Consider the following 21,611-nt stretch of genomic DNA (forward strand, 5'->3'; position numbering starts at 1 on the left):
GCGCCAGCAAGCTAGCCGCCCACGGGTCGGGTACGATGCGTGCCGCCCGACCCACCGGTCTCCTCGCGCCGGAGCCTGTCTCAGCCCAGCAAGGCGGCCTTCGCCACCCGAGCCTGTTCGAGCGCCGAATCCACGTCCGCCGCCAGCACGTTGAAATGCCCCATCTTGCGCCCGGGCCGCGCCTCGGCTTTTCCGTAAAGATGGAGGTGGATGCCGGGGCGCGCCTGCAGGCCCGCCCAGTCCGGCTCGCCCTTCGCCCACACGTCACCCAGCAGATTGACCATGACCACCGGCGAGGTCAGCGCCACGGAACCGAGCGGCAGCCCGCAAATGGCCCGCGCCTGCTGCTCAAACTGCGACGTCACACACGCATCCATCGTGTAGTGCCCGCTGTTGTGCGTCCGCGGCGCGAGCTCATTGATCAGCACGGCGCCGGACTTGGTCACGAAAAATTCCACCCCCAGCACGCCCACGAGTCCGATTTTCTCGGCCACGACACCGGCCATGGCTTCCGCCGCCGCGGTGATCGCCGGATCCAGCCGGGCCGGCACGATCGAGAAATCGAGGATATGGTTCGCATGGAGATTCTCCGCCACGGGAAAAACCGCCGTCTCCCCGTTCACGGAACGCGCCACCACCGCCGAGACTTCGCCGGCGAAATCCACGAACTGCTCGATCACGACCGGCTGGCCGGCAAAGCGCGCCACCGCGGCCGGCACATCCGCCGCCGTCATCACCTTCAACTGCCCCTTGCCGTCGTAGCCGAAGTCCGCCGTCTTCACCACGCAGGGCACCCCGACCTCCCGGATGCCGGCCACCAGGTCACCCCCGGCCGCCACCTCAGCGAAACGCGCGTGCGGGAAACCGTGCTGCTTCAGCCAGTTTTTCTCCCGGGAACGGTTTTGGGCCGTCGCCAGCACCCGCCAGTCCGGCCGCAACGACGTGAGCCCCTCGATCGCGCGCAAGGGGGCCGAGGGCACGTTCTCAAATTCGTAGGTCACCACATCGCACTCGCGGGCGAAGGCCGACAGCGCCGCGATATCCTCGTACGCCGCGTTGATCTCCTTGTCCGCCACCGCGCCGGCCGGACACTGCGCCTGCGGCTCGTAGACGTGGATCCGGCCACCCAGCCGTTTGACGGCCTGCGCCAGCATGCGGCCCAGCTGGCCGCCGCCCAGCACCCCGATTGTTTTACCCTGAAGGATCATCGTTTGAACCACAAAAGGCACGGTGAGGCTGAGGCGAACAAACCTATTCTCAGCGTCTTTGCGCCACCGGGGTTAAGCCGGCAGTTTGGTCTTCAGGACCTTCTTGGTCTGGGCCGACCGGAAAGCCGTCCACGCCCGCTTCGTTTTCGGGTCGCTCTGCGCCAGCAGCGACGCGGCGAACAGGGCGGCATTGATGGCCCCGGCCTTGCCGATGGCAAACGTGGCCACCGGCACGCCGCCCGGCATCTGGGCGATGGAGAGCAGGGAATCCAGGCCCTTGAGGGTCTTCGATTCCACCGGCACCCCGAGCACGGGCAGGGTCGTGAGCGAGGCGGTCATCCCCGGCAGGTGGGCGGCCCCGCCAGCGCCGGCGATGATGAGTTTCAACCCGCGCTTCTCGGCCGATTCGGCGTAGCTCACCATGAGCTTCGGGGTGCGGTGGGCACTGACCACGCGTTTCTCATACGGAACCCCGAGCGCATCCAACGTCGTCGTGGCATGCTGCATGGTCTCCCAATCCGAGGAGCTGCCCATGATGATTCCAACCAGTGCTTTCGCCATAGGCTACAAGGCTGTAGGGGACAAAGGCCGCCTTCGGCAAACGAAAAGGCAGGGCCCGTGGGCCCTGCCGGAAATCGGTGCGGTTCTCGGGTCGGTTACAGCAGCGCCGTGCCCTTCGGCACCTTCACGATGGTCGTGCCGGCGATCTTGTCGTGCCAGCTCTGCTTCTCGTCGTCGAAAGCCACCCAGATGAAGCCCAACCCGGCCACCGCCAGGGAAAGGAACGCGCCCAGGGCCCGCACCACCGCCACGCTCCAGTCGAGCGGCCGGTCGTCCAGCCGCACCACTTTCAGGCCGCAGACGATGCCGCCGATGGTCGTGCCCTTGGTGGCCCACATGGCCACGTTGTAAACCGCGAACCACAGCGGGAAGGCTCCGCCGAAGCTGAAGAGCCAGCCGAGCATGCCTTCGAGCAGACCGAAGAGGATACCCACGAGAACCACGTCCAGCAGCGTCGCGGCGATGCGGATCCAGAACCCGGCCCGGGGCAGCGTGACCGCTGAGATGACCGGCGGGGCGGCGGAGACCGGCGGCGGCATCGCCTCGGTGGAGCCAGCCAGTCCTGCCACCATCTGGTCGCGTGCGGCCGGCGCGGGGACCGCCACCGGCTTGGGCGGACGGCTGGCCTCGATCTGGCGGATGATGGTGTAGACCACCACGCCCAGGCCCAGGATACCGAGCAGCTTGTAAGTGATGAAGCCCAGGACCGGAACCGTGTAGAGCCCGAGCACGATCGTGCCGCCGATCAGCACGCCGAACACCGGATGGGCCAGCGGGCCATCACCCAGCAGCTTGGTGAACCGCCGGCCGAGCCAGGCCAGCATCACGATCTTGCCGAAGATGGCGGCGAGGAACAGTCCGAGCGAAAACACCGGGATGAGCACGAAGCCGATCGCAATGAAACAGAGCAGGGCCAGGAGAATGTAGGCCACGGGCGTGAGCAACAGGGTCAGCAGCGCGGCCAGCAACGAGGAGCCGGGCCGTTGCTCGAGCGTCTCGGCACACTTCACCACGCCACCCGGGGCCAGCAGGGCGATGAGCACGTAGAAACCAAGAAAGCCTGCGGCCACCATCCAGGCCCAGAACAGATCACGGTGGAAGGCTAGCGGGCGGGCATAGAGCACGCACTCGGTGAACCAGGTGGTCAGCGCGCTGAAATCGAAATGACGGCCCGCAACGGCAATGTTCTGCACATTGCCGCGCACCACGGCCTTGGGGTCGCGGGTGATTTGCCCGCCGACGCAGACCATCTCCCCGTCCACAATCGCCTCGGGCCCAAGCTCGATGTTCCCGAGCACGGCCACCACCTCTCCCTGCACGTGGCCGTTCACATAGGTGTTGCCCATGACCGAGACCACGGAATCGCCCACCGTGCCGCCGGTCACCCGGCTGCTGCCCAGCACGGAGACCACCGCCTCCTGCACTTTGCCGGCGGAGGTGGAGGAACCGAGGATCGAGATCACCGCCTCGGCCTCATCGCCCGCCGCCAGAATGCTGTCGCTGCCGAAACTGACCCGCTCGTTGCCCTGCCGGCGCCGCGAGTGCTGCTGTTCAGAATCGGAGTCTTGCTCCTCCGCGACGGCAGGTTCCTGCCCTTCGGTCGAGCCCAGCTCGCGCATCTCGCCTTCCGCCGCAACGGGGGCGTCCGCAACTTCCGCTGTCCCTGCCTCCGGCGCGGCTGTCGATTCAGGCTCGGCGGGGAGCGGGGGGGTGGCGGGGGCTTCCGCCGGCGCGTGGGGGGACTCGAGGGCAACAGGGGCGGGCGTGTTTTCCTGGGCGTGCGTAACCGGGCCGAGCGTCAGGCCGAGGGTCAGCAGCAGGAACAGAAAAGAGGAGAGGTGACGAACTGTCTTCATGGAAAGGATCTTAATGATGGCGATAGAGGTAGCGGTAGGCGGCGGTGCCGAGACCGACAAAGGTGGCGTACATCGCGGTGACAAAGGCCAGGCCGCCATAGAGCCAGAGCGGCGGGATGCCGGCGACCAGCTGGTGGATGAAATGGTAGGTCCAGGCGACCGCCCCGGTGAGGCGGGTGATCCAGCCGAAGCCGGAAGCGATTTCCTGCACGACGGCGTCGCCCGCCGCGCCTTGGCTGAGCAGATAGAAGGCCGCGATGGCCGCACCCGCCACGCCGGTGGCCCCGGCCAGGAAAGCCGCCCGCACGGGCGCGGGCCAGTAGCTCCAGCTCTTGTGGTACCAGGCGATGGCGGCCCGGCGCTCGATCTCCGCCAGGACTCGGCCCTCGAGGCTGCGCGGGGCGCGGCGCATCGGCAGGGCCCGCAGTTCGCGGTGGATGCTCGCCTCAAGCTGGGCCGGCGCCAACGCGCCCGCGGTCGTGCGGGCCTCGACGGCGGCCTGGAGGCGCGCCTCAAAACCGGCCGGCGCCTTCCGCGGCGGCAGGGCCCGCAGTTCGCGGTGGATGAATTTCTCGAGGTCTTCGGGTGACATTTTGGGGTCCATGGGGCACCTTCAGGTTTGAAATTGTTCGTGGCTGGCGCCGCTGCGCACCAGCACCTTGGCCAGGGCCTCGCGGCCCCGGAGGATGTCGGTCTTCACTTTGCTGAGCGACACGCCGAGCTTCTTCGCGATGTCCTCGTAGGGCAGGTCCTCGAAATGATAAAGCACCAGCGGGATCCGCTGGTGGTCGGGGAGCTTTTCCAGGGCCCGCTCAATCCATTCGCGCCGCTCGCTGGAATCGACTCCGCTGAAAAAGGTGTCGGGGGCGGCGAACTCCACTTCCTTCTCCTCACCCTCGTCACTGCGATGCACGAGATCCGAGAAAAAGCTCCAGCGCTTCTTGTAGCGCTGGATGTGGTTGATCGAAAGGTTGGTCGCCACGGTCTTGAGCCACCCGCCGGCCGTGGGGCTGGAACGGAGATTGTCGAAGTGCTCGTGGGCCTTGATGAACACATCCTGCGCAATATCCTCCGCCTGCGTCTCGTTGCCAATGAGACGCACGGCCGTGGAATAGACCATGTCTTGGTAGTTGCGCATGAACGTGGTGAAGTCGAGCGGGGGGGTTATTCCCTGGGTAGGTGTTTGCACTGTGAGATCGTCATTCACGCTAAGAACACGGCGCCACGTCACCGAGTTGCAGAAAGCTACTACCCCGCAAATCTCTTTGCGCCAAGCTTATAAGAATTTTCCAGGGTAAGACGCCCCCGTTTCTGCGCCCTACCTAAACACCGGGATTAGGCTGCGTGTTGTCGTAGTCCATGACCGCCGTGCCCTTGCGTATTTATGACACCGGCAAAGACTCGGGCAAAAAATCCCCCATGTCTGCCTTTCTCCCCCCTGACACCACCCTCGAAAGCGCGATCAAGTCCAAGGGCGAACAGCTCTTCGCCCTCATGGACCAGCAGCCGCCCCCGGCCCTGTTCTCCAAGAAGGGCGCCTACGCCCGCCTGATGGAGTGGTCCATGAAGGACCCCGTCTTCAAGACCCAGCTCTTCCGCTTCGTCGACGTCCTGCCCTCGCTGAACTCGTCCGCCGAGATCGTCCGCCACCTGCAGGAATACCTCGGCGACAAGGCCGTCGAGCTCAACCCCGCCCTCAAGGCCGGCCTCGCCGCCTCCTCCTTCGCCCCCGCCCTCGTCGCCACGCCGGTCAAGGCGCAGATCGTGGACATGGCCAGCCAGTTCGTCGCCGGCGAAACCGGCGAGGACCTGCTCAAGCAGATCAAACGCAACACCAAGCTCGGCCTCGCCACCACCATCGACCTCCTCGGCGAGACCGTCCTCAACGACGCCGAGGCCGACGTGTTCCTCCAGCGCAACCTCGAGATCCTCGACTCGGTCTCGAAGTTCTACGCGAAGGAGCCGACGCCCTCCTTCAGCGACCTCGGACCCAAGGGGCCCCTGCCCCGCCTCAATCTCTCGGTCAAGATCTCCGCCCTCACCCCCGACGTCCACCCGGCCGACCCGGAGAATTCCATCGCCGCGCTCAAGGAGCGCTTCCGCCCGATTCTCCGCCGCGCCGCCGCGGTCGGCGCGCTCATCAACTTCGACATGGAGAGCTACAAGCTGAAGGACCTCACCCTCCAGCTCTTCAAGTCCATCTTCGAGGAGCCCGAGTTCCGTCAGCAGCCGGCCATCGGCATCGCCATCCAGGCCTACCTGCGCGACTGCGAGTCCGACCTCCGGGACCTCGTCGCCTGGGCCCGCCGGCACAACCGCCCGCTCAGCGTCCGCCTCGTCAAGGGCGCCTACTGGGACTACGAGACCATCATCGCCCAGCAGCGCGACTGGCCGGTCCCGGTCTGGCAGAAGAAGCCCGAGTCCGACGCCAACTACGAGAAGCTCTCCCTTTTCCTGCTCGAGAACATCGACATCGTCACGCCGAACTTCGCCTCGCACAACGTCCGCTCCTGCGCCCACGTCATCGCGCAGGCCGAGCGCCTCGGCATCGACCCGCGCGCCTACGAGTTCCAGGCGCTCTACGGCATGGCCGACGAGCTGAAGTTGTCGCTCCTCCAGATGGGCCACCGCGTCCGCGAATACTGCGCCATCGGCGAACTGCTCCCCGGCATGGCCTACCTCGTCCGCCGCCTCCTCGAGAACACTTCCAACGAGGGCTTCCTCCGCATCAAGAACATGGGCGAGGCCACCAAGGACCAGCTCCTCGGCAACCCCGTCAACGCCATCGCCGCCGCACCCGAACCGCTGGCACGCAAGCCGCATGCCGCCGGCGCCTTCGTCAATGCCGCCAACACCGACTACACGCAGGCCGCCAACCGCGACAAGCAGCGCGCCGCGCTCACCGCCTGCACGGCGCAGCTCGGCAAGAAGTGGCCGCTGATCATCAACGGTAAGAAGATTACCGACCGCGCCTACATTCCTTCCGTCAACCCGGCCAAGCCCTCGCAAATCATCGGGTCCTGGGCCCGCGCCACCGTCGCCGACGCCGAGTCCGCCGTCGCGGCCTCCGTGGCCGCTTTCCCGAAATGGCGCAGCACGCCAATCGACGACCGCGCCAGGATCCTCGAGCGCGCCGCCGACCTCATGGAGTCGCGCCGCCTCGAGCTGAATTCCCTCCTCATCCTCGAAGCCGGCAAGCCCTGGATCGAGGCCGACGGCGACATTTCCGAGGCGATCGACTTCTGCCGCTTCTACGCCGTCGAGATGCGCAAGCTCGCGAAGCCCGTTGTCACCCAGTCCGTCCCCGGCGAGCGCTGCGTGCAGACCTGGACGCCCCGCGGCGTCGGCGTCGCGATCGCGCCGTGGAACTTCCCGTTGGCCATTCTCACCGGCCTCGTCGTCGCCCCGCTCGTCGCGGGCAACTGCGTCATCATGAAACCCGCCGAGCAGACGTCCGTCATCGGCGCCGTGCTGATGGACCTCCTCGTCGAATCCGGCGTCCCCGCCGGCGTGCTGCACTTCGTCCCCGGCTTCGGCGAAGACGTCGGAGCCCACCTGGTCGGCCACCCGCAGGTCGATTTCGTCGCCTTCACCGGCTCGCGCGCCGTCGGCTGCAAGATCTGGGAAACCGCCGGTAAGACCCAACCCGGCCAGCAGACCCTGAAGAAGGTCGTCTGCGAGATGGGCGGCAAGAACGCGCTCGTCATCGACAACGACGCCGACCTCGACGAAGCCATCCCGGCCGCGCTCTACAGCGCCTTCGGTTTCAGCGGCCAGAAATGCTCCGCACTTTCCCGCCTGATCGTTCTCGACGAGGTGTATGACCATTTCATCGAGCGCTTCGTCTCGGCCTGCGGGTCGTATCCCATCGGCGACCCGGCCCAGCCCGGCACCATCCTCGGCCCGGTGATCGACGCCGACGCGCAGAAGAAAATCCTCGGCATAATCGAACAGGGCAAAAAGGAGGCGAAGCTCGCCTTCCAAGGCACCGCACCCGCCGAAGGCTACTTTGTGCCGGCGACCGTCTTCGTGAACGTAAAGCCGGAGCACAGCATCGCCCGCGAGGAGATCTTCGGGCCGGTCGTCGCCGTCCTCCGCGCCAAGAACCTCGACGAGGCCTTCGCCCTCGTGAACGGCACTGACTACGCCCTCACCGGCGGCCTCTTCTCCCGCAGCCCGAAGGCCTTGGAGCGCGCCCAAAACGAGATGCTCGTCGGCAACCTCTACCTCAACCGCGCCTGCACCGGCGCCATCGTCGAGCGCCACCCGTTCGGCGGCTTCAAGATGTCCGGGGGCGGCACCAAGGCCGGCGGCAAGGGTTATCTCGAGAATTTCCTCTTCCCCCGCTCGGTCGCCGAGAACGTCATGCGCCGCGGCTTCACTCCCCCGGAGGAAGCCTGATGCCTCTCACCCCCGCAAGGCGCTGATGACCTGGTAGAGGCCCAGGGCGGCCATCAAGGTGGAGGCGATGATCAGGCTGACGACGGAGAACCGGCCGGCCCGCAGGTCGCGGTGTGGGTTGGTGAAGTGATAGTAGATGGCCGCCCCCGCGAGGAACGGCAGCATCAGCCCCTGCCCCACCGCGCCGATGAAGACGAGGCTGACCGGGGCGCCGACCAGCATGAACACCGTCGTGAACGCCACCGGCAGCGCCACGCACATGTATTTCAACCAGCGCAGTCGCTCGGCGCTGTCCCGGTAACGCTTGATCTTGAAGAGATCCAGCGCGTCGACCGCCAGGCGCGCATTGGAGGCCGTCGCCCCGAAGATCGTTGAGTAGAGCACCGCAAACGCGCCAACCAGGAACATCCAGAAGCTCCATTCGCCGAAGACCTCGCGATACATGAGCGACAGGGTCTCGATCATCTGCGAGTTCTCCACTTTCACGTTCTTCGCGTACAGAATCGCTGCACCGAGCAGGTAAAACGCCAGCGTAGTGCTCGTGTAGAGGCCGAAGGAGACCCAGGCATCCAGGCGCATGATCTTCAGCCACCCTTTGGCGTTCTCCCGCCAGGCCGCGGTGCCGTCATCCGGCCCGATGTTCTTCGCGTAGCCTTTCTCGAGGCACCAATAGGGATAATAGATCAGCTCCGACGCACCGACGCCGATGATGCCGAAGGCCGCGAACGCGGTGACCAACTTGTCCGGCAGACCCAGGGTGAAGCCGGAGGCCAGCTGCGCGCCGGTCACGGCGTAGGTGGTCTTCTGCAGCAGCCCGACCGCAATCAGCGTCGCGAGGGTAAATAGGGCCACGAACGCCGTGGACAGGTTTTCCACCAGCTTGTACCGCCCGACCACGAGCAGCACGGCGCAGCTCCCGCCGATCAGCACCGCCAGCAGGTTGATCGGGAGAGTCATCCCGCCGAGCGCAAAGACGCGCGCCACCCCGCCCACCATCCCCGCCACCTGGAAGACGAGCGACAGGTACATCGCCAGCCACAGCCAGAGCACCCACGAAACCACCGCCCGCGGACCGGGCAGGGTATTGAGCGACGCCAGGGTCGTCTGGCCGCGCAGCACGGCATGGCGGCCGAGCTCGATCTGCACGAAAACCTTCAGCAGGCAGCCCAGGATGATGAACCAAAGCAGCTTGAACCCGGCCTCCGCCCCGAGCTTGGGGGTGACAATCAGCTCACCGGAGCCGACGATCACCGCGCTGATGATCAGGCCGGGGCCGAGTTGGCGCAGGACGCCGCCCAGCGAACGGGGCGGCGGCATACGTCCGGGGGGTACAGCCGGCGTGGAGGCACTCATGGGGTGCCGGACACTGGGGCGAAAAACACCCCGGCCGTCAATGCCCCATGCCCGTCTGGTGCTCCTGGATGTATTCCTGCTTGAGCCCGAGCTTCTCGGGCGCGTGCAGGACCAGCATCTTCATGCGGATGTCGGCCGGCACCCGCACCGCCGTCAGCTTGGAGACGACGATCATGAGGCCGATCGCCAGCGGCACGGTCCAGATGGCCGGCTGCTCGCAGAGGATGCGCAGCAGCGGGTTGGCCTTCCAGAATTCCGCCAGGTTCACGACCTTGAGGTCGCTCAGGTTGATGATCGTCGTGCAGGCCAGCGCCGCGAGGCCGCCGCCCAGCATGCCCGTGGCCGCGCCCTGCATCGTCATGCCGCGCCACCAGACGCTCATGAAGAGCAGCGGGAAATAACTGGCCGCCGCGATGGCGAAGGCCTGGCCCACCATGAAGTTGATCTGCAGTTGCTCGACCTGCGAGCCGAGCGCGATGGCCACCGCGCCGATGATGACGGCGGAGACCTTGAACATGAACATCCGCTCGGCCGGGGTGGATTTCGGCCGCAGGATGCGTCCGTAGACGTCGTGCGCCAACGCACCGGTCATCGAGACCAGCAGGCCGCTGAAGGTGCTCATGAACGCGGCGAAAGCTCCGGCGCAGGTGATGCCGCTCAGGATGCTGCCCCAGAGGCCGCCCACCATGCGTGGCAGTTCCAGCACGACCTTGTCGGTGCCCTTGGCCCCGGTCGCGGCGTACAGCTCGGGCATGAGGTTACGCCCGATCACGCCGAAGACCGGCGGAAACACATAGAAGACCCCGATCAGGATCATCACCCACATCGTCGTCTTCTTGGCCGCGACGCCGTCGGGGTTGGTGTAGAACCGCACGAGGATGTGCGGCAGGCCGGCCGTGCCGCACACGAGCGCGATGATCAGCGAATAGGTGTAGAGCAGCGAATAGGGCTTCGCCGCCTCGTCGGACAAACCGGCCGCCTTGGCCGCCTTGGTCGTGAGCGGGCCGAAGGGCGAGATCCACGCGGTGTCCGCCGGCGCCTTGGCCGTCAGCGGCTGGCGCTGGACCTCGTCGCCCGCCGTCACCCCGGCCACGAGGGCGGCCGGATCCCGCCCGTCATTCGCCGCGAGGTGTTTGCCGTAGAAACCGTAGACCGACATCACCACGAAGATCGGTACGCAGATGGCAAACATCTTGATCCAATACTGGACCGCCTGGACCAGCGTGATGCCCTTCATGCCGCCGAGCGCCACGTTGAGCGTGATGACCGCACCGACCAGCACCACCCCACCCCAGTAGGGCATGCCCGGGAAAATGTAGGCGAGGGTCGTGCCCGCGCCCTTCATCTGCGGCATCGTGTAGAAGAACCCGATGAAAAGGACGAAGCACACGGCGATCTTGCGGAAGAGCGGCGAATCAAACCGGCCCTCGGCGAAGTCCGGAATCGTGTAGGCACCGAACCGGCGCAGCGGCCCGGCGATGAAAAGGAGCAGGAACAGGTAACCGCAGGCGTAACACACCGGGTACCACAGGGCGTCATAGCCCGATGACATCACCATGCCGGCCACGCCCATGAAGGAGGCGGCGGACAGGTACTCGCCGGAGATCGCCGAGGCGTTCCAGCCCACGGAGACCGAGCGGCCGGCGACAAAGAAATCGCTGGCCGTCTTGGAGGTCTTGGCGGACCGGAAGCCCATCCAGACCGTCACCACGACGGTGATGAACGAGAAGCTGAAGATCCACGGATCGACGCCGCCAAACATGCTGGCGAGGGGCAATGACAGGGCATGCATCACTCGGTCCTCCCTTCTTTCACCTGCCGGACCTCATCCTCTTCCAGCCAGATCGAGCGCTTGATGAAGATCCAGGAAATGGCCCAGACCGCCGGAAAAAACAGCACGCCCAGGATCAGCCAGGTCAGGGTAAAACCAAAGACCCGGGTCGCCATCAGGCCGGGCGCGAAATAATTCGCCAGCGGCAGGCCCAGCAACACCACCAGAAAGGCGGCGGCACAGGCGATGGAAAGCTTCAGTTGCCGGCGCATCAGCGTATGCAAAAACTCCTCGCTGTGCACCCTGTCGTGGGGGGTCGGGGTGGGCATGAACCCCGCAGCATGGGGATGAGCCTGAGCCTGACAACTCCCGTTCTAGGCCAACACTAGTCCGGTCCGGTCGGCCCGCCTCACGCTGCCTGCGACCACTCCAGCAGCGCAAACCGGGCGAACTGCCGCCGGGCATCCGCCTCGGCGCCTTCCAGCAGATCGGGGTCGATGCCTACCTGGGCGAGCAGGTCCGCATCACGCCGCCAGCGGGTGACTTCACCCGGCAGCGCACAACCCCAGGTCGCGGCGAAACTGCACGCGAGGTGCAAGGTCGCGGCCCCGGCACTGAACTCCCCCGCACTTTCCGGCTGCGGGTGGGTGCACACCGCCCCGGCGATCTCGACGGGGAACCGCCAGTGGTCGAGCAGCACCGCCGTCGCCTCCGGGGCCGTCGTCCCATGCATGGCTTTTTCCCACCCAAAAACATCCGGCTGGGCCTCCTCACCGGGATAGGTCACGCCGCCGCTGTGGTTGTTGAGGATGATCTTGCCGAGGTTGCGGAGCAGGCCCGCCGAATACGCCGCCGGCGCATTGCCCCCCGCGCGTTCGGCAAAGGCCGAGGCGAGTGAACCCACCGCGACCGCGTTTTCCCACAGCCGGCCGGCCGGAATCCCGTAAAGCATCAGGTCGCCCTGGAACACCTGGCGCGAGACGATCAGGCCGACGAGCTGGTGGATCTCGCCAAAACCCACCCGGGCCACGGCCTCGTCCAAGGACTGACTGCGGCTCCTCAGCCCGTACATCGCGCTGTTGCTGAGCTTGATGATCTGGAAGGTCAGGGCCGGGTCCACGCGCAACAGCTCCACGATCTCGTCGAGATCGCCGTCCGCCTGGTCCAGCAACCCGCGCAACCGGCCGAAGATGCCGAGGGCGGGCGGCAGCTTGCTGCCAAGAGTGATGATGGTATCGCGGCCCAGGCTCATGACAGAGGGGTGGTGCCGCTCAATCGGCACAACCCGCCCCCACTGTAGCCTTAACGCCCGCCCGCTCCGGTTGGCACCCCCTTGTTACGCACGATGCCGCCGCGACCCCGCTGCGGTTCGCCCCCGACCTCAAAAATCCAGATAATTCAAATCCTGCAGCTTTACCTGGAACCGCTCGTCAAACGGCGTCACCCGCTTGAATTCCGTCCGCTCCGCAGTGAACGCACCACCCACCTTGATGAGCAATACCGTGGCCTCCCCCTGCCCGCTCACCACCTGGACCACCGGGCTGTGCTCCACAGTCGGGCGGGCAAACTGAATGCGAGCTCCACCTTTCTTCACCTTGGCGACCAGCGCCATCCGCATCGGCTCGCGCAGGACAATGTCGATGCTCGCGAGCCGCCAGGGCTCCGGCGTCACCGTGACCAGCACCTGGAATTTCTCCGGGGGCAGCTTCTCGTTGTTTTCCTTCCGCAGCGGCACCTCGTAGACCGTCGTGGTGGTATCGGACCGCGTCACGACCGCCCGGTCCAGCTGGAGGAATTCACTCAGCTTGATCCGCTTGTTGCCCTCCTTCGTCATCTGGCGGCGGAACTTCTTCTTGGCCTTCTCGCTGGCCGGCCGGCCCTCCTCCTCCAGCAACAACCACCGATCCTCCGGCGCCAGCGAGGGATCGAAGCGGTACACCTTGCTCTCCTGGGTGACGCCTTTCCGGTCCGTGCTGGTGACCCGCTCGGTGTAGGCCCACCGGTCCCGCTCCTGGGCGAAGGCCTGCAAGGCCTCGGCCAGCGGCGCGGGCGCGCTCGCCAGCAGGTCCGCCGTGGCGGCCCCGGCGTTCAGCCCCGGCCCGAGCAGGATCAGCCAGAAAAAGAAACGGCGCATGATCGTGAGACCATGCGCCGGAAAACCGTTCCGGCAAGCGCCGGCGGATGAACGGGGATCCGCTCAGAGCAGGCGGCAGATGAGCAGTTCGCGCTCGAACATCATCTCCTTGGGCAGGTGGGCGTGCACGTCCAGGAAGAGCTCCTCGTGGCTGAGCACCTCGGTGCGCCACGCGGCGCGGTCCACGGACTGCAGCTCGTCGAACTTCTCCTTCGGGAAATCCAGGCCCTTCCAATCGATGTCCTCGTAGCGGGGCATCCAGCCGATGGGGGTTTCCTTGGCCCGGCCGCCGCCGCGGGCGCGGTCGACGATCCACTTGAGGACGCGCATGTTCTCCGAGAAGCCCGGCCACATGAACTTGCCGTCCTTGTCCTTGCGGAACCAGTTCACGTGGAAGACGCGCGGGGTCTCGCTGATGAGCTTCTGCATCTTGATCCAGTGCCGGAAGTAGTCGCCCATGTGGTAGCCGCAGAAGGGCAGCATGGCCATCGGGTCGCGGCGCACCTTGCCGATCGTGCCGGCGGCGGCGGCGGTCATCTCCGAGCCCATGGTGGCGCCGGTATAGACGCCGCCCGACCAGTTGAAGGCCTGGTAGATGAGCGGCATGGTCGTGGCGCGGCGGCCACCGAAGATGAAGGCGCTGATTGGCACGCCCTCGGGCTTCTCCCAGTCGGGATCGATCGTGGGGCACTGCGAGGCGGGGGCGGTGAAGCGCGAATTCGCGTGCGCGGCCTTGACGCCCTTCTCCTTCGCCAGTGCGGGGGTCCACTCGTTGCCCTGCCAGTCGATGAGGTGCGCGGGCGCGTCATCGGTCATGCCCTCCCACCACACGCCGCCGTCATCGGTCAGGCCGACGTTGGTGAAGATGGTATTCTTCGCCAGCGAGGCCATGGCGTTGGGGTTGGTCTGCATGCTCGTGCCCGGGGCCACGCCGAAGAAGCCGGCCTCGGGGTTGATGGCCCGCAGGCGGCCCTCCGCGTCGGGCTTGATCCAGGCGATGTCGTCACCGACGGTCCACACCTTCCAGCCCTGTTTCTGGAAGTGTGGGGGCGGGATGAGCATCGCGAAGTTGGTCTTGCCGCAGGCGCTGGGGAAGGCGGCGGCCACGTAGGTCTTCTCGCCCTGCGGGTTCTCGACGCCGAGGATGAGCATGTGCTCGGCCATCCAGCCCTCGTCGCGCGCCATCGCGCTGGCGATACGGAGGGCGAAGCACTTCTTGCCGAGCAGGGCGTTGCCGCCGTAACCGGAGCCGTAGCTCCAGATCTCGCGGGACTCCGGGAAGTGGACGATGTACTTCTCCTTGTTGCAGGGCCACGCCACGTCCTTCTGCCCCTTCTTGAGCGGCGCACCGACGGAATGGATGCAGGGGACGACGCGCTTGAAGTCGGCGTCGATCAGCTCGAACACCTTTTTGCCGATGCGGGCCATGATGCGCATGTTCACCACGACGTAGGGCGAGTCGGTCAGCTCCACGCCGATCTGCGACATGGGCGAGCCGATCGGGCCCATGCTGTAAGGCAGCACGTACATCGTGCGGCCCTTCATGCAGCCGTTGAACAGGCCCTTGAGCGTCTTGCGCATCTCAAAGGGATTGACCCAGTTGTTGGTCGGGCCGGCGCTGTCCTTGGAGAGGGAGCAGATGTAGGTCCGGTCCTCGACGCGCGCGACGTCGCCCGGGTCGGAGCGCGCCAGGAAGCAGCCGGGCCACTTCTTCTGGTTGAGCTTGATGAAGGTGCCGGCGTCCACCATCTGGGCGCACAGCGCGTCGTTTTCCGCCTGGGACCCGTCCACCCAATGGATGGCGTCGGGCTTGCACAGGGCAGCCATCTTGTTCACCCAGCGAATAAGATTCGGGTTGTTGCTCAAGGGGGTGCTTTCAGCAGTTTTCATGACACGAACAAGCTACCTCCGCCCCCCCGGGTAGTAAACGGGAAAGGCTGGGCACGCCTTGTGAATCTCACGCGGCCTTTTGCGGAGCAGCATTAAACTCACGCATGGATTGACCAACGACCGGTGGGCGCCGGGGACAATATATGCAGATTGAATGCAACCCCGCGGCGGGCGAACCCAAATCAGGTCTGCTGGTCCGGCTCCACGTGCACCGTGACGTCGCTGATCGCATGCGTCCCCGAGGCCGTGAGTGCGTCCTTCACCGCGTGCGCGATGGCGTGGCCCTCGCGCACGCTCAGACCGCCATCCACCCGCACCTGGATGTCCACGAGGTGGCTGAGGCCGCTCTTGCGCACCCGCACCTTGTCCAAGGCCGCGACGCCCGGCACCGCGAGGGCGAGGGCCCGCACCTCGCGTTCGAAATTCTCCGGCGCGGCCGTGTCCATTACGTCGCCCAGCGCTTTCTTCAGCATGCCGAGTCCGTTGAAGGCGATGATCACGCAGGCAAACAGCGCGGCCCAATCATCGGCCGTCTCCCAACCCGGGCCGCCCCAGATCGCGATGCTGATGCCGATAAAGGCCGCCGCGGAGGTCATGGCGTCCGACCAATGGTGCAGCGCCTCGATGCCGAGCGCCGTGCTGCCCACCTCCTCGCCCGCCGCCCCCATGCGTCGCGAGAACCACAGTTTGGCGGCGATCACCGCTGCCAGCACCAGCAATGTCCACCAGGCGGGCCCCTGGTGCGGGGTGTTGATCTCCCGCACGGCATGCCACGCCACCCAGCCTGCCATCAGGAAAATGAAGGCCGCCACCATCAGGCCGGAGAGCGACTCGGCCTTGCCGTGGCCATAAGGGTGATCCTCGTCCGGCGGCCGCGCCGCCACCTGGAAACCGGCCCACACCAGCAGGGACGAAAGGATGTCGAGCAGCGACTCGGCCGCGTCCGCGATCAGGGCGTAGGTGTGGCCGAAAACGCCTCCAGCCAGCTTCACCGCCGCCAGCACCGCGTTCAGCACGATGCCCCGCAACACCAGCCGCGCACTCTCGTGCGCCCGGCGGGCCGTGCGGGCATGGGTTTCGGGCAGAACCATCCCAACAGCCTGCCCCCTCGCCAGCGCCGGCACAAGGCGGCATTGACCGTCCACCGCCCCGGGTGTAGGGTCCCGCCCAGATCCTCCGATGTCCGATACCGCCGCACCCGTCGCCGCCGAGCCCGTCAAACAATTCTCCGTGTTCATCGAGAACCGGGTTGGCCGCCTGCACGACCTCGTCGCCCTGCTCGCGCAACACAACATCCACCTCATGGCGATGACCACCATCGACCAGACCGACACCGCGCTGGACCGCATGATCGTGGACGACCCCGATCGGGCCCGCGAGCTCATGGCGGCCAACAATTTCTTCTTCACGGAGTGCGATGTCCTCGCGGTGGAGTTCCGGGATGAGTCCCAGCTCAAGGACGTGCTCAACGCCCTGATCACCGTCGAGTGCAACATCCACTACGCCTATGCCTTCCTGGTGCGGCCCAAGGGCCGCTCGGCGCTCGCCATGAGCGTGGAGGACCTCGACCTCGCCGCCAGCGCGCTCAACACCCGCGGCTTCAAGGTCCTCTCGCAGCGGGATATCTCGCGCTGACGCGGCGCGTCAGCCCTTCGTCTCCACCCGGCGGTCGCCCTTCAGCAGGTAGAGCCCGGTCAGGTAGCCACCCTCGTAGAGCTGGCCCACCGCGAGCGTGCCCTCGAACGTGATCGGCACATCCATCAGGGGCGCGACGCCCTTGCCGTTCATCTTCACCACGACCCACTCGTTGACCTTCGGCATCACGCCGTAGCAACACATCATCGGATCCTTCACCAACAGAAATTCCGTCACCAGGCCTTCCTCCATCTTCACGGGCAGCATGAAGCCCGTCACCGCGACCTTCTTCGCGTCGAGTTCCCTCACCGCGGCCGGGATCTGGGCGTCGGCTTCCTTCGCCTTGGACTCGTCCGGCGGGGCGGTGAACTCGTACGAGGCCAGCCGCTCGAAACCCACCGCAATGGCCGGCTCATCGGCCGTCCGGCCGGGGGTCGCGATCGCCAAGAGCAGGCCGGCCAGCAGGAGAGGACGGAGGGACGGGGAGAGCGGAGCTTTCATGAGCACGGGTAAAAGAGGGAGGACGGCGGGAAACTGTCGCGAAACCTAGCCGGTTTCACCCCGCCGTCAAAAGCTTTGGTCGACCGGCGTGCCTCAGCCCTGCGGGTGAAAATGGAACGTGATGTCGCGGAACACGGTGTCGCGCACCTTGATGGCCTTCACCACGCCGTCGAAGTGTCCTACGGCACCCAGCCACCCGGCCTCGCCCTCGAACGCCGCCGTGTCCCCGGATTTCTCCCCGGTCATCTCGTTGGCCACCGCCCGCAGCGTGATCGTACGCTGGGCCCCGCCCGCCTCCTGCACGTCGAACAGGGCCATGCTGACGCGCACGAAGTTCTCGGCGTGCCCGTCCAGCACCCAGGCCTGCAGCACGCCGCGCGTCGCATCGTATTTGAACTCGAGGTTGAACTGATGCTCGCCGACCTCGACCAGCTGTCCGCCCATCAGCGGCCGGTGGGCATGGCCGGAACCGGACTCGTGCTCATGCCCGGCATGAGCATCGGTCGGAGCGGGAGCGCTTTCCTTCCGGCCGCACCCTGTGGCCGACACGGACAGAAGAACCAACAGAGACAGAAAGGCTTTCATCGGAGAATCGGTTAGGAATGAAAGTGAATACAAATGGAGCGGGTTGGCCAGTGCTTCCTGCCTCAGCGGCAAAGGCAGGAGGCGAAGCCGGCGGATAATTCCGCACGGTCGAGGTTTCGCCCAATGAACACAAAGGTGTTCTTCCGGGGCTCGGAACCCCAGGGCCGGTCGAAGCGCCCATCGAACAACATGTGTACGCCTTGGAAAACCAGACGGTTTTCCGTTCCGCGCACCGCCAACACCCCCTTGCTGCGGAAGATGTCATTCCCCTTCGTGCGCAAAAGCTCGCCCAGCCAGGCGTTGAGGCGCTTGCCGTCCACGTCGCCGGGGAATTCGAGACCGACGGAGGTCACGGCCTCGTCGTGTTCATGGTCGGGTTTGAGCGCCTCCTGCCGGGCCGGTGTCACAGGGCCACCCTCGACCAGCAGGGTGGCCGCGAATTCGTCGGGATGGTGCTGGGTGAAAAGGGCATACCAACCGGAGGCCGGGATCCTGATCTGGAAGATCTGGTCCGCCGCCGGCAAGGCGAGCCGCTGCCGGCCCTGCGCGGGATCAATGATGCCGCCCTCCGCCAGCCGGTGCGGCGGCTCGGCGAACAACCGCACGGCCGTCTCCTTGGCGGCGGCAACGGGTGCGGAACCGGGGCCGGGGATGGGCACCAGCGCCAGATCCATGGTCGGATCCGGTCCCGCCTCCAGCCGGTAGACCAGCTCACCCGGCGCGAGCTGGTAAAGCCCCATCCACTCGAACGGGTATTCGGGCTCGAGAAAATTCGGGGCCATCTCGCTGGCGCGGCTGAGGTTGAACCCACCCACCTCCAGCACGTGCCGGAGCGGCACCTCGGCCTGCACGGCGCGATGCACGCGGGCGGCGGCGTTCATTTTCCGCAACCGCGCCTCAAGTACGGCCAACTCGTCCGGGCTGACGAGGTCGGTCTTGTTCAGCACGATCACATCGGCGAAGGCCACCTGGGCGCGGGCCTCGTCGCTGTCGTCAAGGTGCAGCCCCAGGTGTTTCGCGTCCACGAGCGTGACGATGGCGTCAAGCTGGTAGCGTTCCTTGATGTCCGCCGCGGTGAAAAACGTCTGCGCCACCGGCCCGGGATCGGCTAGGCCGGTAGTCTCGATTACGACGGCATCGAGCGGGTCCTTGCGCTTGGCGAGACGCTCAAGGATGCGGATGAGGTCGCCACGCACGGTGCAGCAGATGCAGCCGTTGTTCATCTCGAACAGCTCCTCGTCGCTCTGGATGACGAGTTGGTGGTCGATGCCGACCTCCCCGAACTCATTCTCGATGACGGCAATCTTCCGGCCGTGTTGTTCCGTGAGAATGCGATTGAGCAACGTGGTCTTCCCGGCGCCGAGGAAGCCGGTGAGGACGGTGACGGGGATGCGAGTGAGGACAGGTTGGTCGTCGGACATGGGAGGGTTGGGTCTAGGGTTGGGAGGAAACGGAAAGGCTGCGGAAACGCGCCGCCTCGACACGAAGGACGGGAAGTTCCTTCTGGAAACGAGGGGAAGAGAGGAAGGCTCGGGCGAGCCGCTCGCCGGCGATGAGTCCGGCGCTCACGTCGCTTGGATAATGGTGCCCGCCCCAGATCCGCATCCACCCCTGACGACGGATTTCAGCCTCCAGCCGGGGCCGGCATTCCGGGTGCAGCTCCGCGAGCAGGAGACCGAGGTTGTAGAAACTCCACACCTTGGCACTGGGATAGGATCCGATGTCGGTGCGGGTGCCGAGCAGGCGCACCCTTTCGTCCCGGTTCGGCGGCCGCGACCGCGGGTAGGCCTGGCGGGCGGCCGCGAGAAAGGCCTCGAAATCCGCCCGCACCCCGGCGAGCACCCGGTAGGTTTCCGGACGGTTGACGGCATTGAAGTGCGGGCCGAGCACATCGCGGATGAACTCATCCCACGGCCGGTCGCCGTGGGCTTTGGCGTCGGTAAATTCCGCCTCGCTCAGGCGGCTCTGCACCCAAAGCACCGTTTCCAGATCGGCGAGATCCTCCGGCGATCCGGGCGCCGGTGGCGGCGGCAACAGCGTCGCCACCGGTGCCTCCGCCAGAGTAAGGTAGGCCGAGACGGTGCTTTGGGCGGTTTGCGCTCCGGCGATCGCCCAGAGGAGCAGGACGGTGGAGGAGATCCGGATGAGGTGGCGGCGTTTCATGGGGAGGAAGACGATTGCGGGCGGGAAAACTCCGCCCGCAGCCGGCGCACACCGACCACGACGCCGAGCACGGAAAGCGACAGGCCGCCGGCGCAGAAGGCGATGACCACGACATCCCAAAGCGGACGACGCGACCACAGCCACCACCAGTCGAAGGAATGGAGTCCGTTGTAGAGCCAGCGGAAGACGCGGTTGGTCCGCGTACTCCGGTCGAGGACCTGGCCGGTGGCAATGTCGAGGTGGAACCAGGTCGCCTCCGCATCCGCAAATCGCACCCGCAGGACCGGCAGCGGGCGCGTGCCGGTCTCGGGGTGGCGGCTGTAGTAGTAGTCGTCGTATTCGGCGAGCACCTTGGATTCCACCACCCGTGCTTCCGGCCGGAGTTCCGGGGCCCGGGCGAGGAGGGCGGCGACGGTTGGCGGCCGCAGCGGTGCATCGGCCCGGGCCGCCACCAGCGTAGTGGTGCCGTCGCGCCGCGTGGCGCGATAGAGCGGCTGTCCGTCGTAGTGGTGCAATGCCGCCTCGACGGTGCCCGCGGGCAGGACCGGCAGCGCCGTGAACGCCACGGCATCGAAACGCGTGCCAGCCAGCACGGCTGTCTCGGTTGCAGTGGGGGCGCGCGGCGGGTTGAGTTGGCCGGGATTCATGGACATCCAGCCGCTGAAGACCCAGGTGAGCGTGACTACCCCGAACACGGCACCGGTGACATAGTGCCAGCGGACGAGACGCTGCTGGATTGTGCGGGTTTCCGGCACCCGCCGCCGCGCCCGCAGCACACCGACCCAGAGACCGCTGAGCGCGAGCACGCAGCCGGTGGCGGCGACGATGTCCACCCCCCAGGCCCAGGCGTCGGGATATTGCCGCAAAACGTGCGGATAGAGGTAGTGCGTGACCGCGCCGAAATAGTTCAGCACCCGCTCGCGCCGCGTGCTGTCGCGCACCACCTCGGCCGTGGACGACGACACGTAAACTTCCGTGCCGGCCGGATCGTCGTAGGCAAAGTGGTGCAGCGGACGGTGGGCATTGAGCGCAGACGAGACGGCCCATTGGTCGGACTGGATCGTGCCGAGGAAGCGCGGTTGGGTGCCGGGGCGGAAGGCGCGCGCCGCCGCCGCCGCCTGCTCCGCGGTGGCGCGGCCCAGCTTCTCGCCGTTGTGGGCGAAGACCACCGCCGGCTGCGCCGGACCCGACGTGAACACATAGGCCGGGCGGCCCAGGATCTGCGCCAGGCGGACGCCGTCCGGCTGCACCGGAGCCGCCGGATCCGGGAGCGCGAGCGGCACGTTGCGCGTCGGCGTGCCGCGCTCGGCGAAATCGCCGGCGACGAGCGCACGCGTCGCGCCGCGCGGCGTGAACCGCGCGGCGGAGAAGTCCAGTTCCGCCGCCGCCGCCAGCCGTTCGGGCCGGGTCAGCTGCGGATATTCCACATACATCATGAAGAATCCGCTGCAGAACCACGCGGCGAAGAACAGGCAGAGCCCGATGCCCAGCCAGCGGTGGAGGAGATGAAGTTGGCGTTTCATGGCGGAGGCGACCGGCGGGTGACGCCGCCG

Annotated in this window: 19 protein-coding genes; 2 read left to right on the plus strand and 17 right to left on the minus strand. The window is 66.4% G+C overall.

Annotation, left to right across the window (positions count from 1 at the left end; translation table 11 throughout):
- Positions 1-80: 80 nt before the first annotated feature.
- The 5 genes from Verru16B_RS04265 to Verru16B_RS04285 all read right to left on the minus strand — a co-directional run bounded on the left by Verru16B_RS04265 (position 81) and on the right by Verru16B_RS04285 (position 4,763).
- The gene (locus tag Verru16B_RS04265; RefSeq protein WP_069961126.1) at positions 81-1,208 is read right to left on the minus strand and encodes a 5-(carboxyamino)imidazole ribonucleotide synthase; all 1,128 of its coding nucleotides are present in this window, start codon (positions 1,206-1,208) and stop codon (positions 81-83) included.
- Positions 1,209-1,280: 72 nt separating this feature from the next.
- Positions 1,281-1,769 (minus strand): 5-(carboxyamino)imidazole ribonucleotide mutase, encoded by a 489-nt coding sequence (purE, locus tag Verru16B_RS04270; protein ID WP_069961127.1) that lies wholly within the window; start codon positions 1,767-1,769, stop codon positions 1,281-1,283.
- A 95-nt stretch (positions 1,770-1,864) separates the two neighbouring features.
- A complete protein-coding gene (locus Verru16B_RS04275; RefSeq protein ID WP_069961128.1) occupies positions 1,865-3,625 on the minus strand; it encodes an RDD family protein in 1,761 nt (586 codons plus the stop codon).
- Positions 3,626-3,635: 10 nt separating this feature from the next.
- The gene (locus tag Verru16B_RS04280) at positions 3,636-4,217 is read right to left on the minus strand and encodes a hypothetical protein (protein WP_157772200.1); all 582 of its coding nucleotides are present in this window, start codon (positions 4,215-4,217) and stop codon (positions 3,636-3,638) included.
- Between the two features lie 21 nt (positions 4,218-4,238).
- Positions 4,239-4,763, minus strand: a complete 525-nt coding sequence (locus Verru16B_RS04285) for an RNA polymerase sigma factor (protein ID WP_069961130.1) — start codon at positions 4,761-4,763, stop codon at positions 4,239-4,241.
- Between the two features lie 281 nt (positions 4,764-5,044).
- Between Verru16B_RS04285 and pruA the strand changes: the two genes are divergently transcribed.
- The gene (gene pruA / locus Verru16B_RS04290) at positions 5,045-8,026 is read left to right on the plus strand and encodes an L-glutamate gamma-semialdehyde dehydrogenase (protein ID WP_069963592.1); all 2,982 of its coding nucleotides are present in this window, start codon (positions 5,045-5,047) and stop codon (positions 8,024-8,026) included.
- 6 nt (positions 8,027-8,032) lie between these two features.
- Here pruA and Verru16B_RS04295 read toward each other — a convergent pair whose 3' ends face one another.
- The 7 genes from Verru16B_RS04295 to Verru16B_RS04325 form a co-directional block, all read right to left on the minus strand.
- On the minus strand, positions 8,033-9,343 hold the full coding sequence (locus Verru16B_RS04295; protein ID WP_083270095.1) for an Nramp family divalent metal transporter: 1,311 nt from the start codon (positions 9,341-9,343) through the stop codon (positions 8,033-8,035).
- A gap of 73 nt (positions 9,344-9,416) precedes the next feature.
- The gene (locus Verru16B_RS04300) at positions 9,417-11,171 is read right to left on the minus strand and encodes a solute symporter family protein (RefSeq protein ID WP_218918811.1); all 1,755 of its coding nucleotides are present in this window, start codon (positions 11,169-11,171) and stop codon (positions 9,417-9,419) included.
- Positions 11,171-11,479, minus strand: a complete 309-nt coding sequence (locus Verru16B_RS04305) for a DUF485 domain-containing protein (RefSeq protein ID WP_069961132.1) — start codon at positions 11,477-11,479, stop codon at positions 11,171-11,173. The genes Verru16B_RS04300 and Verru16B_RS04305 overlap by 1 nt, the downstream gene beginning before the upstream one ends.
- Before the next feature lie 80 nt (positions 11,480-11,559).
- On the minus strand, positions 11,560-12,402 hold the full coding sequence (locus Verru16B_RS04310) for an HDOD domain-containing protein (RefSeq protein WP_069961133.1): 843 nt from the start codon (positions 12,400-12,402) through the stop codon (positions 11,560-11,562).
- Positions 12,403-12,531: 129 nt separating this feature from the next.
- Positions 12,532-13,284 (minus strand): hypothetical protein, encoded by a 753-nt coding sequence (locus tag Verru16B_RS04315; RefSeq protein ID WP_069961134.1) that lies wholly within the window; start codon positions 13,282-13,284, stop codon positions 12,532-12,534.
- Positions 13,285-13,347: 63 nt separating this feature from the next.
- Positions 13,348-15,174, minus strand: coding sequence for a phosphoenolpyruvate carboxykinase (GTP) (locus tag Verru16B_RS04320; protein ID WP_069961135.1), 1,827 nt, complete (start codon positions 15,172-15,174; stop codon positions 13,348-13,350).
- Between the two features lie 182 nt (positions 15,175-15,356).
- Complete coding sequence (locus Verru16B_RS04325) at positions 15,357-16,265, minus strand: cation diffusion facilitator family transporter (RefSeq protein ID WP_237023465.1); 909 nt, start codon at positions 16,263-16,265, stop codon at positions 15,357-15,359.
- 88 nt (positions 16,266-16,353) lie between these two features.
- Here Verru16B_RS04325 and Verru16B_RS04330 point away from each other — a divergent pair, with 88 nt between their 5' ends.
- Positions 16,354-16,809, plus strand: a complete 456-nt coding sequence (locus Verru16B_RS04330; RefSeq protein WP_069961136.1) for an acetolactate synthase — start codon at positions 16,354-16,356, stop codon at positions 16,807-16,809.
- Between the two features lie 9 nt (positions 16,810-16,818).
- Here the strand turns inward: Verru16B_RS04330 and Verru16B_RS04335 are convergent, their stop codons facing one another.
- The 5 genes from Verru16B_RS04335 to Verru16B_RS04355 form a co-directional block, all read right to left on the minus strand.
- Positions 16,819-17,310 (minus strand): DUF3299 domain-containing protein, encoded by a 492-nt coding sequence (locus Verru16B_RS04335; RefSeq protein WP_069961137.1) that lies wholly within the window; start codon positions 17,308-17,310, stop codon positions 16,819-16,821.
- 93 nt (positions 17,311-17,403) lie between these two features.
- Entirely contained in the window at positions 17,404-17,874 is a 471-nt protein-coding gene (locus Verru16B_RS04340) for a hypothetical protein (RefSeq protein ID WP_157772202.1), read from the minus strand.
- Between the two features lie 83 nt (positions 17,875-17,957).
- Positions 17,958-19,316 (minus strand): CobW family GTP-binding protein, encoded by a 1,359-nt coding sequence (locus Verru16B_RS04345; protein ID WP_069961139.1) that lies wholly within the window; start codon positions 19,314-19,316, stop codon positions 17,958-17,960.
- 13 nt (positions 19,317-19,329) lie between these two features.
- A complete protein-coding gene (locus Verru16B_RS04350; RefSeq protein ID WP_069961140.1) occupies positions 19,330-20,058 on the minus strand; it encodes a phosphatase PAP2 family protein in 729 nt (242 codons plus the stop codon).
- Positions 20,055-21,581: a PepSY domain-containing protein gene (locus tag Verru16B_RS04355; protein WP_069961141.1), complete on the minus strand. Its 1,527-nt coding sequence runs from the start codon at positions 21,579-21,581 to the stop codon at positions 20,055-20,057. Before Verru16B_RS04355 ends, Verru16B_RS04350 begins: the two co-directional genes overlap by 4 nt.
- Positions 21,582-21,611 lie beyond the last annotated feature (30 nt).

Origin of the sequence: Lacunisphaera limnophila, from assembly GCF_001746835.1 — a bacterium.
Classification (GTDB): domain Bacteria; phylum Verrucomicrobiota; class Verrucomicrobiia; order Opitutales; family Opitutaceae; genus Lacunisphaera; species Lacunisphaera limnophila.